This window comes from Leptotrichia sp. OH3620_COT-345 (assembly GCF_003932895.1).
In the GTDB taxonomy this organism is placed as follows: Bacteria; Fusobacteriota; Fusobacteriia; order Fusobacteriales; family Leptotrichiaceae; genus Pseudoleptotrichia.
On the sequence record NZ_RQYW01000008.1, the window covers coordinates 13,284 to 28,459 of the forward strand.

Annotated in this window: 11 protein-coding genes, 1 tRNA gene and 1 pseudogene; all 13 read right to left on the minus strand. The window is 31.0% G+C overall.

Features of this window, described 5'->3' with window-relative positions; translation table 11 throughout:
- Nucleotides 1-16: 16 nt before the first annotated feature.
- A complete protein-coding gene (locus tag EII29_RS06020) occupies nucleotides 17-1,051 on the minus strand; it encodes an ABC transporter substrate-binding protein (RefSeq protein WP_125236638.1) in 1,035 nt (344 codons plus the stop codon).
- A 424-nt stretch (nucleotides 1,052-1,475) separates the two neighbouring features.
- Nucleotides 1,476-2,411 carry an aminotransferase class IV gene (locus EII29_RS06025; RefSeq protein ID WP_125236639.1) on the minus strand — a complete coding sequence of 312 codons (936 nt, stop codon included), beginning with the start codon at nucleotides 2,409-2,411 and terminating at the stop codon, nucleotides 1,476-1,478.
- A 112-nt stretch (nucleotides 2,412-2,523) separates the two neighbouring features.
- Complete coding sequence (gene mnmA / locus EII29_RS06030; RefSeq protein ID WP_125236640.1) at nucleotides 2,524-3,600, minus strand: tRNA 2-thiouridine(34) synthase MnmA; 1,077 nt, start codon at nucleotides 3,598-3,600, stop codon at nucleotides 2,524-2,526.
- A 50-nt stretch (nucleotides 3,601-3,650) separates the two neighbouring features.
- A complete protein-coding gene (locus EII29_RS06035; protein ID WP_125236641.1) occupies nucleotides 3,651-4,289 on the minus strand; it encodes a hypothetical protein in 639 nt (212 codons plus the stop codon).
- Between the two features lie 30 nt (nucleotides 4,290-4,319).
- Nucleotides 4,320-5,073 (minus strand): annotated as a pseudogene (locus tag EII29_RS06040) (class I SAM-dependent methyltransferase).
- 46 nt (nucleotides 5,074-5,119) lie between these two features.
- The gene (leuS, locus tag EII29_RS06045) at nucleotides 5,120-7,804 is read right to left on the minus strand and encodes a leucine--tRNA ligase (RefSeq protein ID WP_125236642.1); all 2,685 of its coding nucleotides are present in this window, start codon (nucleotides 7,802-7,804) and stop codon (nucleotides 5,120-5,122) included.
- A gap of 72 nt (nucleotides 7,805-7,876) precedes the next feature.
- Nucleotides 7,877-8,581, minus strand: coding sequence for a 23S rRNA (guanosine(2251)-2'-O)-methyltransferase RlmB (gene rlmB, locus EII29_RS06050; protein WP_125236643.1), 705 nt, complete (start codon nucleotides 8,579-8,581; stop codon nucleotides 7,877-7,879).
- An 820-nt stretch (nucleotides 8,582-9,401) separates the two neighbouring features.
- On the minus strand, nucleotides 9,402-10,784 hold the full coding sequence (gene selA, locus EII29_RS06055) for an L-seryl-tRNA(Sec) selenium transferase (RefSeq protein ID WP_125236644.1): 1,383 nt from the start codon (nucleotides 10,782-10,784) through the stop codon (nucleotides 9,402-9,404).
- 62 nt (nucleotides 10,785-10,846) lie between these two features.
- On the minus strand, nucleotides 10,847-12,724 hold the full coding sequence (gene selB, locus EII29_RS06060; RefSeq protein WP_125236645.1) for a selenocysteine-specific translation elongation factor: 1,878 nt from the start codon (nucleotides 12,722-12,724) through the stop codon (nucleotides 10,847-10,849).
- A gap of 41 nt (nucleotides 12,725-12,765) precedes the next feature.
- On the minus strand, nucleotides 12,766-13,038 hold the full coding sequence (locus EII29_RS06065; protein WP_125236646.1) for a DUF3343 domain-containing protein: 273 nt from the start codon (nucleotides 13,036-13,038) through the stop codon (nucleotides 12,766-12,768).
- Nucleotides 13,039-13,046: 8 nt separating this feature from the next.
- Nucleotides 13,047-13,661 carry a sulfurtransferase-like selenium metabolism protein YedF gene (yedF, locus tag EII29_RS06070; RefSeq protein ID WP_125236647.1) on the minus strand — a complete coding sequence of 205 codons (615 nt, stop codon included), beginning with the start codon at nucleotides 13,659-13,661 and terminating at the stop codon, nucleotides 13,047-13,049.
- Between the two features lie 108 nt (nucleotides 13,662-13,769).
- Nucleotides 13,770-14,744 (minus strand): selenide, water dikinase SelD, encoded by a 975-nt coding sequence (selD, locus tag EII29_RS06075; RefSeq protein WP_199726040.1) that lies wholly within the window; start codon nucleotides 14,742-14,744, stop codon nucleotides 13,770-13,772.
- Nucleotides 14,745-14,953: 209 nt separating this feature from the next.
- Nucleotides 14,954-15,050 (minus strand) — tRNA-Sec (locus EII29_RS06080).
- Nucleotides 15,051-15,176: the final 126 nt, after the last annotated feature.

Consider the following 15,176-nt stretch of genomic DNA (forward strand, 5'->3'; position numbering starts at 1 on the left):
CTTTCCCCACTTTATATTACTTTCCTTTAGTCATTTTCTCCCATTTTTCCAAAATTTCCGCTCTTTTTGTTCCGAAAGTGGATAAATCCTCTTTTACAAATTTATCTTTCGGTAATCCGAGCTTATATCCTTTTGTTCCGTCTATTACCATTTGTGCTCCATCTTTTCCATCCAACTCCGCTATAAGCTGCTGAATTTCGGGTCTTAAAATAAAATCTTCAAATGCTTTCGCAAGTTCCAAATTTGGACTATTTTTAAATATTGCTACTCCTTCCGGCACCCAAAAAAGACCGTCAGTAGGATAAACAGCTGTTAAATTATGCTTTTCCGCCACGTCAAACGAAGATTTGTCTATAGGGATAATTCCTATACCGAATTCTCCTGCAACAGTTTTTTCCTGAGGATCTTTCCCTCTTTTTCCATAAAACTTCACATTTTTATTTAATTTCTCCAAATATTCCCAACCTTTTTGTTCTCCATACATATCAAGAATTCCTTTTACATTTGCATAACTTGTTCCTGAAACCGCAGGATTAGCCATAATAATTTCATTTTTATATTTTGGATCTGCAATTTCTTCCCATGTGAAAGGAACAGGAAGCCCCTTTTCTTTTAAAATATCATTATTTATAAGAAAACCTACTACTGTAATACCTTTGGAAATCCAATACCCTTCATTATCTTTATATCCTTCTTTAATATTTTCAAATCCTTTAGGTTTATACATCTCCAGAAGATTATCATTTTTAGCTTTCATAAAAGCATCTATTCCTCCTCCGAACCAGACATCTGCCATAGGTTTTCCACCTTCAGCTTTAATTTTAGCTATTACTTCTCCACTTGACATAGACAAAAATTGCACATCAGCCTTTGTTTCTTCAGAAAATTTATCAAATAGTTTTTTATATTTTTCTGAAGTTGCAATGACATTCAATGTTTTTCCCTCAAAATTTCCCCCTGTAATTTTCTCCTTTTTGGAACAACCGATTAATATAGCAATAATTACTGAAAAAAATAAAAATAATTTTTTTATTTGTTTTATATTTTTCATCTTTTCCCTCCTAAAGATATTTTATTTATATTCATTCTACCCCCGTTTTTCTTAAATGTCAACACAATCTTTCAAATGAATAAGTTTATTTCCAAAATCTGATTTTTTCTTTTAAAATGTTAAAATAAATTATTTTCTAAAACAAAAAAAACGAGCCGTGTGCTCGTTTCTTGTATGAAAGAAGTCTAAATGTAGAGATGGGGCGTCTCTCTTAGACAAATAAGTTATACCATTCTTTTTGTCAATTGTCAATAGAATTTTTAAAATTTTTTTCCTTTTTTTGATTATAAAATTTCAAAATTACTTCACTTTTAGTAAAATCAAGGGGTCTTTTTTTTATCTTTTATAAAAATTTATTATCATTTTAATTTTTTTTAATTTATTCCCTCTATTTTATAAAATATGACCGTATATTCATTTATTTTTAAAATTCATCCAACCATTTTTTTGATAACTCATGTTCTCCTGCTATCACTTTTTCAAACTCTGATTTTAAAAGTTTAAAGTATTTTCCCGGATTTACTGTAGCTGAAAAATCAGGTGTGCCAATAGGTCTCCCATCCAGAGATTCTGCATACACTACTTTCATAGCAGTTCCTGTAACAAGAAGTTCATCAGCATTAAAAACCATAGACCTGTCTATTTTTCCTTTATGTATTTTATAACCGTTGTATTCAAGGAGTTCAATCATTGACCTTACTGTAATTCCTTCAAGAGCATCAAAACCTGTATCAGGAACAATCACTTTATCTCTATATATTAAAATAATATTAGCAACTGAAGCTTCCACTACATTTCCTGCATTATCAAACATCAAAGCCTCATCATAACCGTTTCTCTGAGCATCACTTGTAGCAAGGAAAGAATTAATATAAGACCCTCCCGCCTTGGCTTTCGTAGGTATCGCCGCATCACTATATTTTCTGTATGTGGAGCTCATAAACTTTATTCCCCCGTTGTCGATATTTACATAATCGGCAAGAGGAAGCAGATATATTGCCAATTCAAAATCAAGTCCTTTTTTCTTAGGTGATATTCTAGGCTGACTGCAAAATACAAAAGGTCGCATATAAAAATCTTCTTTTATGTCATTTTTTTCAACTAATTCTGAAATTATTTTTCTGAATTTTTCCCATGATATAAAATATTCAAATCCCAACATTTTAGAAGCATTCATTAATCTTATATAGTGGTCTTTCAATCTGAAAATATATACCTTGCCATTTCTGTAGTATCCTCTTATTCCTCCAAAACAAGTAGTTCCATACTGAAGACTGTGAGTCGCTATACTTACAGTCGCTTTTTCAAATTCAATTATTTCATTCTTGAAATATGCATATTTCATAAATTCATTATTCATTTAAGCCTCCGTAAAACTTCTCTTAAAATTTTTTCTGTATTTTATCACTTTTTCAATCATTAGTAAAATTAATTATAAATATAATATTTATAATTTTTATAAATTTTTATTTTTACAACACTTTTTTTATTTCTCCACCACCTACAAGTTCATTTTCTAAATAAAAAACTATATGTTGTCCTTCTGAATTTTCAGCATTTTTCTTATCAAATTTAAAATATAATTTTTCTTTTCCATTTTTAATTTCCGATATAAGTTCTCCTTTTAAACCTTTTGAAGAAAATCTCGGTCTGGCGATAAGAACTTTGTTTAATAATTTCTCTATCTTATAATGAAATTTATGGTTTATTATTTCTATCCGGTTTATAAGAAGTTCATCAAAATCTCCTATTACGACTTCATTTGTATCGGGACGGATTTCCAACACAAAAAAAGGTCTTCCCAAATTTAATCCCAGTCCCCGTCTTTGTCCTATAGTATATAACTGATAACCTTCATGTTCACCTATTGTTTCCCCTTTTTTATTTATAAACTTCCCTTTTTCGACTGAATTTCCAAGTACATTTTTCAAAAACGGTATATAACCGTCAGGAGCAAAACATATTCCTTGACTGTCAGGCTTTGCATGAATGTGAATACCATTTTCTCTGGCTATTTTCCTAACCTCAGATTTTTCATATCCTGAAAGAGGAAATAAAAATCTTTCTATAACGGATCTATCTAAACGATACAGCATATATGACTGATCTTTCGGATTATTTTTATCCCATAAGAGTAAATCGCTCATGCTTTTTTTTGAATAATGTCCTGTGGCTATATATTTTATTCCCATTTTATCAGAAAATTCCACAATTTTATTTATTTTTACTTTTTCATCACATATTACACAAGGTGACGGAGTTTTACCTGCATGATATGTTTCTACAAAATAATTCATAACTTCTTTCTGAAATTCTTCAGTTACATTTATAGTATAATGGGGAATTCCTAAAGTATAACATGTCATTTTTGCATCAGATATATCATCTAAGGAACAACATGTTTTCCCTGAAATTTCAGACAGTTCGTCAGGAAGATGTTTTAATGTAACTCCTATCACATCATAGCCCTGTTCTTTTAATAAAAGAGCGGCAACAGAACTGTCTATACCGCCGCTCATCCCGACTACCACTCTTTTTAATTTATCCATTTTTTCTCTTTTCATATTCTTAAATTCAATATATTATGTTTTTCAAATTTTTAATAACTTCTCATTACTTTGAAAATATTGTTATTTATTTTCCAATTATTCGCCTTTTTTTCAACTTTTACTATAAAATTATTTATTAAATATTTATTTTCTTTTGTAATTTTCGCATTTTCTTCTTCCATTAATTTAAAAACATCTTCAATCATTTTTTTCTGAATCTTTTTTTCTACTTCCTCCATAGACAGATTCTTATTTTTTTCAAAATAGTCCATATCTCCAATGTTGCTTAACAGTTTTTCTTCTATTTTTTCCTGCAATTTATCCATATTACCAAGTATATCAGGAGTTTTTACAATTATAGTTAAATAAGCTTTATGAGGTGATACGTAATTAATTTCTGAAACTTCAACTTTAGTGTATTTAAAAACCGTTTCAAAAACTTTTGTTATCATTTCTTTCTGTATACCTTCCAGATTTTCAACAGAAGACAACATATCAAAATTCATACTTTGAGCTATTTTACTTCCTATGAATTCTTTTTTTATTTCTTCTAAAATCTTCTGATTTTCATTTTTCAGTTCTTCTTTTGAAATAGTAAATGTAGGCTCTACAACCACGCTTATATTTTTTTCATTTGAAAATAGTGACATACACATTAATAAACAAAACAGCATCACAATTTTTTTCATAAAAATCCCTCTTTCAATATAAAATTTTATTTATTTTTTTACCGCTCTTGTCATAATAAATGAAGGAATATTCAATTTGTGCAGCCTTCCTGTTCCGTTTGTATCTTCATCAATATCAGTCAAAATAAATCCCTCTTTCAGCTGTCCCCCTATCTGTTCTGTCAATTATGGGAAAACTGTATTCCTCCATCTTCTTCCTCCAGCTGTTTTCTGTTATTTTCATTTATTAGCGGATTAAAAGGCAAACTGTTAATAATTTTTTCTTCACTGACATCTACAATATAGTTTATTCCTATATCTAACCCGCACAGTAGAATGCCGCCTTTTTTCAGTATACGATAACATTCCTTAAATAACGGCTCAACTTTTTCTATATAACAGTTACTGACAGGATGAAAAATAATATCAAAACATTCATCTTCAAAAGAAAGTGTTTTACTCATGTCAGCTTTTACTATTCCGACTTCACATCCTTACCTTTCGGGAATCTCTCTTTCAGTTTCAAGCTGCCTGTCAGAATAATCCAAAACCGTACATTTAACACCGAGTGCTAAAAAACAGGAATTTGCTGACCTCCTCCTGAAACCAGCCCTAAAAGTTTTTTATTTTTCAGTTCTCCAAACCGCTCATGCGGCACAAACTTTATAGGAGTCAGCAATATATTCCATTTTCCTTTTTCAGCATTTACATATGCCTGATAATCTATAGGCTTTATCCATTCCCAAGCTTCTTCTATCCGGCGATTAATTACTTCAGCATTAATATACCGGTAATCTTTATTCATTATAATCACATTTTCTCATAACTTTTTAAAGAATTATCTGAAAATATTATTTTACTACTATATTTACAAGTTTATCAGGTACAACTATAACTTTTACTATTTCTTTTCCTTCTATAAACTTTTTCGTCTTTTCTGAAGCAAAAGCCAGTTTTTCAGCCTCTTCTTTAGAAAAACCTATTTTTATAGGTACCATATCTCTAACTTTTCCGTTTATCTGAATAACAAGATTTATTTTATTTTCTTTTGTTAATTCCTCATCAAATATAGGCCACTCTTCTTCAAAAGTATAAGTTTTGTTTCCTGTCATTTCCCAAAGTTCATCAGCTATATGAGGTGCAAAAGGTGAAATCAGCAGAATTACTTTTTCCAGTACTTCTTTCCATATTTTTTGTGATTCAGAAGAAACATTATTTTTTTCTATTACCTCCTGTTTATATGTAGTCATATCGTTCAGCAATTCCATGACAGCGGCTATTGCCGTATTAAAATGAAAATCGTCTTCTATACTTTCAGTAACCTTTTTCACTGTCTGATGTAATTTTTTTTGTATTTCTTCATCTTTTTCATTTCTTTTATCCATATCAATATTATAATTATTTTCTTTATCAGCATTTTTATCAGCAAAATGTATCGTATCTGAAATAAGCAGATAGAGTCTGTTTATAAATCTGTATGCTCCTGCAAGTCCGTTCATATTCCATTCAAGTTCCTTTTCAGGAGGTGCCGCAAATAAAGTAAACACTCTTGCAGGATCCGCTCCATACTGCTTCACTATTTCTTCGGGATCCATACCGTTATTTTTGGATTTACTCATTTTTTCAACTTTTACTGTCAATTCTTCTCCCGTTTCTTTCAAAAAAGCTTTTCCATCTTTCATTTCAACATCTTCAGCAAAGTAATATTTTCTTTCATTTGAAGAATAATAAGACGGACCGAGAACCATTCCCTGAGTTAAAAGCCTTTTAAACGGTTCGCTTGTTTTTACCAATCCCATATCTCTCAAGACTTTATGGAAAAATCTCGCATATAAAAGGTGCATTACGGCATGCTCTATTCCTCCTATATACTGATTCACCGGAGTCCAGTTATCCGCATATTCCTTTTCAAAAGGTTTTTCATTATTATGAGCATCCAAATATCTGAGATAATACCATGAAGAATCGACAAAAGTATCCATTGTATCTGTTTCCCTTCTTCCTTTTCTCCCATCAGGTAATGTTACATTTTTAAAGTCTTCGGAAGTTTCAAGGGGATTTCCTTTTCCGCTAAATTCAATATCGGTAGGTAATTTAACAGGAAGATTTTCAATTTTCTCCAAATGAATATTTCCATCTTCATCATAAATTACGGGAATCGGCGTTCCCCAATATCTCTGTCTGCTTATTAACCAATCATGAAGCCTATAATTTACCGTTTTCTTTCCTTTTCTCTCTTTTTCAAGTTTTTCTGTTATTTTTATTTTTGCTTCGTTATTATTCAATCCGTTAAATTCTTCCGAATTAACTAAAATTCCGTCAAATCCGTAAGCTTTTTTCATTTCTTGAAGATTCAATTCTTCACAATTACCATCTTTATCAATAGGATTAATTACAACTTTTTTAGGAAGTCCGTATTTTTCAGCAAACATAAAATCCCTTTCATCATGAGCAGGAACTGCCATAACTGCTCCTGTTCCATAATCAGTCAAAACATAATTTCCTATCCATAAAGGAATTTTCTCATTATTGACAGGATTTATGACATAAAGTCCTGTAAATACACCTTCTTTTTCTTTGTCGTCAGCTGTACGGTTTATTTTATCTTCATTAATCATATTTTCCACTTGATTTTTCAAAGAAGGATTTTCTTTCAATACAATTTCTTCTACAACAGAATGTTCAGGTGCTATTACTGCATAAGTCACTCCGAATAAAGTATCAGTTCTTGTAGTAAATACAGGTATTATAATATTTCCTTCATCATCAATATTTAATCCACTTTCTTTATTTTTTTCCTTACTCCCCAGCTTATAATCAAGTATGAAGTCGATTTCACTCCCCATAGATTTTCCTATCCAGTTTTTCTGCATTGTCAATACCTGCTCAGGCCAATACCCTCTTAATTCTTCATGCCCCTGTAACAATTCTTCAGCATAATCAGTAATTTTCAAATACCACTGGGATAATTCTTTCTGAATTACATCTGTTTTTGAATGTCTCCAACATTTTCCATTTTCTACCTGCTCATTTGCTAACACTGTATTACATTCAGGGCACCAGTTTACATAGGATTTTTTCTTATATACAAGACCTTTTTTGTACATCTCTATAAAGAAAAGCTGATTCCATTTATAATACTCAGGGGTATACGTACTTATTTCTCTGTCCCAATCGTATGAAAGCCCCATTAATTTCAATTGTCTTCTCATATTATCGATATTATTTTTAGTCCATTGACCCGGATGAGCTCCATTGTCTATAGCGGCATTTTCAGCAGGAAGTCCGAAACTGTCCCAACCGAAAGGATGCAGCACATTGAAACCTTTCATTTTCTTATATCTTGCAACGGCATCCCCTATTGAATAATTTCTTAAATGTCCCACATGAAGTTTTCCTGAAGGATAAGCAAACATTTCCAAAACATAATAGTTTTCTTTACCATCAATTTTATTTTTATTTTTAAAAATATTTTCACTATGCCATTTTTCCTGCCATTTCTTTTCAATTTGTCCGGGTTTATATTCTCTTACCATTTTTCCTCCATATCTCATTTTGTAATATTTTTAAATTTCATCTGCTGTTATTTATTTTATCAATTTACTTTTTCAAAATTTTTTTGTCATTTCAGCCAAAACTATTCCACCTGCAACTGATACATTAAGAGAATTTATCCGTCCTCTTAAATGTATTTTCAATATTTTGTCGCAGTGTTCTCTTACTTTTTTTCTCATACCGTTTCCTTCACTTCCCAAAACAAGGCAAACTTTATCCGGATAAGTTTCTTCATAGTAAAACTTTTCTCCATCAGCTTCAGTTCCATAAACAGCATATCCGTATTTTTTAAATTTATCAATTGTATCTGAAATATTTGTCACTTTTACGATATCCATATGCTCTATTGCTCCTGTAGATGATTTTACTACCGTCTCGGTAACTTTTACACTGTTTCTATCCTGAATTATAATACCGTCAGCTCCGAAGCATTCGGCACTTCTTATTATTGCTCCGAAATTTCTCGGATCCTGTACCTGATCCAAAATGATTACTGCCGATTTGTCCTTTGCCAATATCTTCTCGAAAAATTCGGAAAGCTCCAGATAATAGTCAAATTCTGAAATTAATGCAACTACTCCTTGAGAATTTTCACTTCTTCTGTCAGTATAAAATATTTTTATATTTCTTCTACTTGCCAAATTAAGTATTTCTTTTATCGTATCCTTTTTCACACCTTTATAAACTTCTATTTTCTCTATATTTTTATTTGATTTGAGAATTTCCGTAACAGGATTTATTCCAATAACTTTTTCCATATTTTTATGATATATCAATATTGAATATCATATTCTCCTTTCTTTAATTTTGAGATTATCAGATATTACTTTTTAATAAATACAACATTATATCTCAAAATTACTGTATTGTTTTTTATTTTTAAGTCCTCTGTTCCTCTGTATTATCCATTTTTATTATATTTACTACTCCTTATTTTTTCTCTATTTTTTTAAAATTCCGATAAAACATAAAATTATAATTTCTTTTTTTGACTTTTTTATTTATTATAATCCATTTATCACTTTTTTTCCACTTTATTTTCAAAAAAATAATTTCTCATTTTATTTTTAATTATAGTAATGTATTATATAAATAATAAATATTTCAGAAAGTATAATATGAAAAAATACGTCAGTTTATTACTTCTTATTTATAGTTTTATTATATTCGGGTCAAATGAAAAAGAGGAGTTAAAGTTCGAAACCAAAAATAACACCTAACGAAGTACTTTTCAATTACCTACATTAGGTGTTACATTTGCTTTGATAATCCATCTATAAAAAATTTGATAAAAACGTACCAACTCAAATTATTTCATACTTAAAAATATTCCATACATTGAAAAATCAAAAACTCGTTCCACTCAAACAGTAATTTTTCTTTACACTCATTCCTGTATTTTTTTGTTGAAATAATTTAAATGTTGAAATTTTATATCTACTATCCTAATAAAAAATATATCTTTATTCTTTTTTATTCCTTTTCTAATCCTCCCAACATGCAAAATTTTCCCAAAAATTTTTGCAGTTGTTAACAGAAAGGTAAGAATGACAATAAGTACTTATGAAAAAAACATTTCTATTTTAAATCTTTTTTAGAAAGACTCTCCACCACTATTCCAAATTCATCTTCTCTTAAAGTTCTCATATCAAGAATAATACTGTTTTCTTTAATTCTTGTAATAATCGGGATTTTTTCTTCAAGAAGCTTTTTCTCTATTTCTGTCGAAGACTTTATATTATGAGTTAATTTTACCGCTATACTTTCTAAATAACTGCTCGGATAACTTCCCCCTCCTACTTCTGCCCGTTCTTCAATTATTTCAGATAAAAATCCGGTATTCTTCAACTGTTTTACAAAATTTTTCGCTTTTTTCAGAAGCTTTTCCTTTGAAATAGAAATCATATGTAATGTAGGTATTTCTTTTAAAGCCTCATTTTTATCCAAATACAGTTTAAGGGTTGCTTCCAATGCTGCAATGGTCATTTTATCCACACGCAATGCACGTGTAAGCTGATTTTTCTTCATTTCTTCTATATAATTTTTTTTACCTACAATTATTCCTGCCTGAGGCCCTCCTAAAAGTTTATCTCCACTGAAAGTCACTACATCCATTCCACTATCCAGCACTTCTTTTACAGTAGGTTCATAAGGCAGTCCGTATTCTCTGAAATCTATAAATTGCCCGCTTCCTAAATCATTTATGGCTATAAGTCCATGCTCATGAGCAAGCTCTGCGACTTCTTTGTTAGTTACTTCTTTTGTAAATCCTGTTATTTTATAATTACTTGTATGTACTTTCAACAATGCTGCCGTATTTTCATTAATTGCACTAATATAGTCTTTCAAGTGAGTTTTATTTGTTGTTCCTATTTCATTAGGAATTCCTCCGCTTAACTTTATAATTTCAGGTATTCTGAACGCTCCCCCTATTTCAACAAGTTCTCCTCTTGATACGATTATTTCCCTATCTTTTGACAATGTATTAAGAGTAAGCATTACAGCTGCGGCATTATTATTTACCACAAGAACATCTTCAGCTCCCGTCAGTCTTTTAATAATATCCGTCAAATGATTATAACGACTTCCTCTTTTTTTCCCTTCAATATCAAATTCAAGATTAGAATAATTAAACGCTGTTTCTGTTAAATGTTCTTTTACTCGATCACTTAACAGGCTACGTCCAAGATTTGTATGTAATATTGTTCCTGTTGCATTAATAACACGTCTTAAAGAAAATCTATCCTGTTTTTTTACTTCCTCCATCAGTTTCTTGATAATTTCCTCCATCGATGGAATCTCGGCTAATTTACCCTGTAGTACATTCACTTTAATATTATCTATTTCTTTTTTCAAAATATCTTTTACAAATATTTCAGGATGTTCATCTAATAGTTGTTTTACCGTATCTGTTAATAAAACTTTATTTATAGACGGTATCTTTGATAGCAGATGTTTCATTTTTTCTCCTTTATGATATTTATATATTTCAGAAAAATCACTCCAACCTTTTTGTAATTTCCTTATTTTCCTAAAATTCTGTAATCTTCCACTCTTTTTGTTATTCCCTGTCTATCCATATATTCAAGAATAGGCAATGCATACTTTCTACTGGAGCCTGTCACATCACGGAATTCTGCCAATGTCAATTTTTTATTATTTTCAAAGTGTTTTAACACTTTTTTTTCAGCTTCTTCAAATACTTTGGTATGAATAACAATATCATCATCCAATTTTATAAGAGTAGCCCCTACAAGAGAATTCAATAATTCGTTTGACTTCCTGTCACCTTTTGTAATCTCTTTTATACCCGGCGGTGTAAATTTACTTTCTAAAAGTATTTTTTCTATACGTTCTTTTTCTTTCAGTTGAGCAGGATCATATTTTACCTCAAAATCATAGAGAGAAATAAAGTTTCCTTGAGCTTTTAAATTTTTATTATTTATAAGTAATTCCATTATTGCAGCAAGTTCTTTCTGATTTATTTTAAATTTTGAAAATAACTCGGCTTTGTATATTCCCGGTTTCAGCTTATATTTTTCATGATAATCTCTTATTATACCTGAAATTTTTTCACGGATTTCTTCATATTTTTTATTATGTATATATCCTGACGGCATTCTGTGCACTATGCCTTCCTCTATCAGTTCTAATAAATCTGCCGCTACACTGTCCATATTTTGTTCAAGTTCTTTGGAAATTTCCTCTGTTGTAATCAGATAATTATGAGCAGTTAAAATGTAGTTTGAAATCAGGTCCTTACTATTACCCTGTAATCTGACTTTCAGTTTATTCAGGATTTCTTCATTAAACCTGCTATGTTTTTTTGGAGCGGCATCTAAAACCACTCCTCCTCCCACAGTAATCATAGGCGAATAAGTTCTTATAATAAATTTATCATAATTTTTCACTGAGACTTCTTCTTCGAGTCGGAATTGGGCAAATCCGCTTTTTCCAGCCTCAAGGACTTCACTTCCAAGAGGAACTATCCTTGCCATTACTTCAGAAGTTCCTATATATAACCTCACTCTGTCCCACAACTCAAGCTCTGAATCAGAATTGTTTATTATTTTTACTTCAGTATCAAGCATATATGTCTGAGTTAATGTATCAGGAGTTGCCAGTGTACACCCTCTACCCGCATCCTCCATTTTTACATTACTCAAACTTATTGCCGTTCTTTGCCCTGCATAAGCGGTCTTTACATCTGACTTATGTACCTGAATGTTTCTGACTTTTGTTTTAATATTTTTAGGATAAATTTCCAATTCATCTCCCACTGAAATTTCTCCTTCAGTTAAAGTCCCTGTAACTACTGTTCCAAATCCTTTCACTTGAAAGGCTCTGTCAACATTCAGCCTTGCATTTTTACTTTTTTTCATTTCAGCTACTTTTTCCGTTTGAATATCAATTTCTTTAAGAAGTAAATCTATCCCTTTTCCGCTTATGGAATCTACTTCAATTATAGGACTGCCTTCAAGAGAAGTTCCTTTTATGAAGTCTTCTATTTCCTCTTTGACCAGTTCCCTGTACCCGTCTTCTGCCAAATCAGCCTTTGTCATTACTATTATATAATTTTCCACACCCAGCAGAGAAAGTATGTCCGCATGCTCTCTCGTCTGAGGCATTATTCCCTCTCTCGAATCTACTAAAAGCAATACAAGATTAATCCCACTCACTCCTGCAAGCATATTTTTTATAAATTTTTCATGTCCCGGGACATCAACGACTCCGCATCTTTTTCCACTCGGCAAATCAAAATAGGCAAATCCGAGATTAATTGACATTCCACGTTCTTTCTCTTCTGCCGTCGTATCGGTTTCAATTCCGCTGAGAGCTTTAATCAAAGTCGTCTTTCCATGATCAATATGCCCTGCTGTTCCTATTATTATATTGCTCATATATTTTCCCTCTTTCTCAAATATTATAACTTTTCAATAAATTATTTCTCATCTTCATACAATAGTTCTATCTCTCTCTTCATTCCCGTCTTTTTAGAATAATATAACGCTCTGTATCTTATATTTTGATTTTCCAACATTTTTATAAGATTACTGAAGTTATTCCATCCTGTTTTTAACATAAAACCGCAACCTAAAGAAATATCAGGATGTACAGGAACAAGATCGGCATCGACATTTTGTGATAGACAAATATTATCCGCTTTTATTGAATCATGAGTATCATAAAATACTACCAATCCTTCTTTTATCATATCTGCACCTACGGATGAATTACTTTATTTTTTCGCATATCTTCTACAATAAAATACATATTTGTCGGTTTTCCTATTGCAATTTCTACATTATAATATTCAAGACATACTCCACAACAAACAATTTCTACACCTTTATTTTCAAGCTCTTTTAATTCGGATAATACATGACTTCTATTTTTATCCACAAGTATTGCTCCTTCATTATAAAAAACTATTTTTTTCGGTAATACTTCCTGTTCGGACAGAGCATATAAATATGCTTTTATGAGCTTATTTCCAAGTTCGTCACTTCCATGTCCCATCGTTTTTTTGTTAATTACCGTTATATAATTATTATTGAATGTTTTAATATTTTTTTCATTTCCGTCTTTCTGAATAATATTATTTTCAGTAACATTTACAATTTTTTTACTTGATATTGTGACTTTATATTCTTCATCGGATATTTTTTCAAAATTAAAACTGTAGTCCAACTGAGTTGCAAGTTTTTCCAAATTTTGAGTGGCAATAACATTATCTACTGTTGTTTCTACGATATCATATTCAGTCAGAAGTTTTTTTGTCTCTATTACAGGCAGAGGACATGCCATTCCTTTCGCATTCAATTCATATTTTTTCATTTTCTTTTCTCCTTATAATTAATCATTTTGTTTTTTAGTTATAGGATTTTTTTATTTTCTAAATCTTTCTTATTTAAAATTTCGTTACATTAACTTACATATTAAAGCTTATAAAACTATTACATCTTTATACTGTCTTTCTGTAACTTTTCCCACTATTGCACTTTTAATTTCAAGTTTGTTCAGTTTTTCCAAGAGTTCTTCTCCATATTCTGAAGGAACACTTATAAGCAATCCCCCTGATGTCTGAGGATCATACAATATTTCTTCCAGTGCAAAATCTTTTATTTTAAATTCCACTTTATCCTGTAAATAATTTCTGTTCAACTGCCCTCCCGAAGTAATTATAAATTCTCCTGCACAATGATGTGCTTCAGGCAGCATAGGTATATTTTCAGAAAAAATTTCTGCCGAATATTTATTATCCAACATTTCCGTAAGATGTCCCAGAAATCCGAAACCTGTTATATCGGTACAGCTGTTTACAGGATAATCGTTCATAATTTCAGCCGCATACTTATTCAGTGTAGTCATTTGTCTGACACAGATATTAAATGTTTCTTCAGAGCATTCATTTATCATATATGCTGAATTAATAATACTCACTCCTAAAGGTTTCGTAACTATAAGAACGTCTCCCGGCTTACAGCTGTTGTTCATCAGTATTTTATCAGGATGAATAATTCCTGTGACTGACAGCCCGTATTTCGGTGTAACATCATGGATAGAATGTCCTCCTGCAAGAACTCCTCCCGCTTCATGTACTTTTTCCGCTCCTCCTTTTAATATTTGACGCAATACTTCCATATCCATTTTTTCAGGGAAAGCTACTATATTTAAAGCAGATATGACTTTGCCGCCCATTGCATAAATATCACTAAGTGCGTTTGTAGCTGCAATCTGTCCGTATAAATAAGGATCATTAATCATTGTAGTAAAAAAGTCCAATGTCTGGATAATAGCTTTGTCATCTGATATTCTGTATACTGCGGCATCGTCTGAAGAGTCATACCCTACTATAAGGTCTTTATCTTCTTTTTTAGGTAACCCCTTTAATAAATCTGAAAGAGCTCCCGGCCCGATCTTGGAGTTTCATCCGCCACAGACTGTCATGTTCAACTTTTTATTTTCCATACATTCTCCTCCCAAATTACTTTGACTTTATTCAAATTATAATTTTATTATAACATTTATTCCTTCCTTTTCAAAGTATTATAAAACAAAAACACCGCTTTAAACTAATGATAGGCGGCATTTAAACAAATATCTATTTTCGATTTCTTTTTTTTAATTGGCGGGAATGTGTGGGAATCGAACCCACCTAAGAGGCTCTTAACCCCTCACACCGGTTTTGAAGACCGGAGAGCACACCAGAACTCATCCACTCCCATTTTATAATTAACATAATTATACACTATAAATTATCGAAAATCAATATAAAAATTTCAACTTTTTTATTTCAAAATACCGCATTTCTCATATAGTTTATTTAGTATCATTCCTTATTTAAGAAAA

Coding starts and splice junctions, on each gene's coding strand:
- EII29_RS06020 (WP_125236638.1), bottom strand. CDS start 1,051: ATGAAAAATATAAAACAAATAAAAAAATTATTTTTATTTTTTTCAGTA.
- EII29_RS06025 (WP_125236639.1), bottom strand. CDS start 2,411: ATGAATAATGAATTTATGAAATATGCATATTTCAAGAATGAAATAATT.
- mnmA (WP_125236640.1), bottom strand. CDS start 3,600: ATGGATAAATTAAAAAGAGTGGTAGTCGGGATGAGCGGCGGTATAGAC.
- EII29_RS06035 (WP_125236641.1), bottom strand. CDS start 4,289: ATGAAAAAAATTGTGATGCTGTTTTGTTTATTAATGTGTATGTCACTA.
- leuS (WP_125236642.1), bottom strand. CDS start 7,804: ATGGTAAGAGAATATAAACCCGGACAAATTGAAAAGAAATGGCAGGAA.
- rlmB (WP_125236643.1), bottom strand. CDS start 8,581: ATGGAAAAAGTTATTGGAATAAATCCTGTTACGGAAATTCTCAAATCA.
- selA (WP_125236644.1), bottom strand. CDS start 10,784: ATGAAACATCTGCTATCAAAGATACCGTCTATAAATAAAGTTTTATTA.
- selB (WP_125236645.1), bottom strand. CDS start 12,724: ATGAGCAATATAATAATAGGAACAGCAGGGCATATTGATCATGGAAAG.
- EII29_RS06065 (WP_125236646.1), bottom strand. CDS start 13,038: ATGATAAAAGAAGGATTGGTAGTATTTTATGATACTCATGATTCAATA.
- yedF (WP_125236647.1), bottom strand. CDS start 13,661: ATGAAAAAATATGAATTGAATGCGAAAGGAATGGCATGTCCTCTGCCT.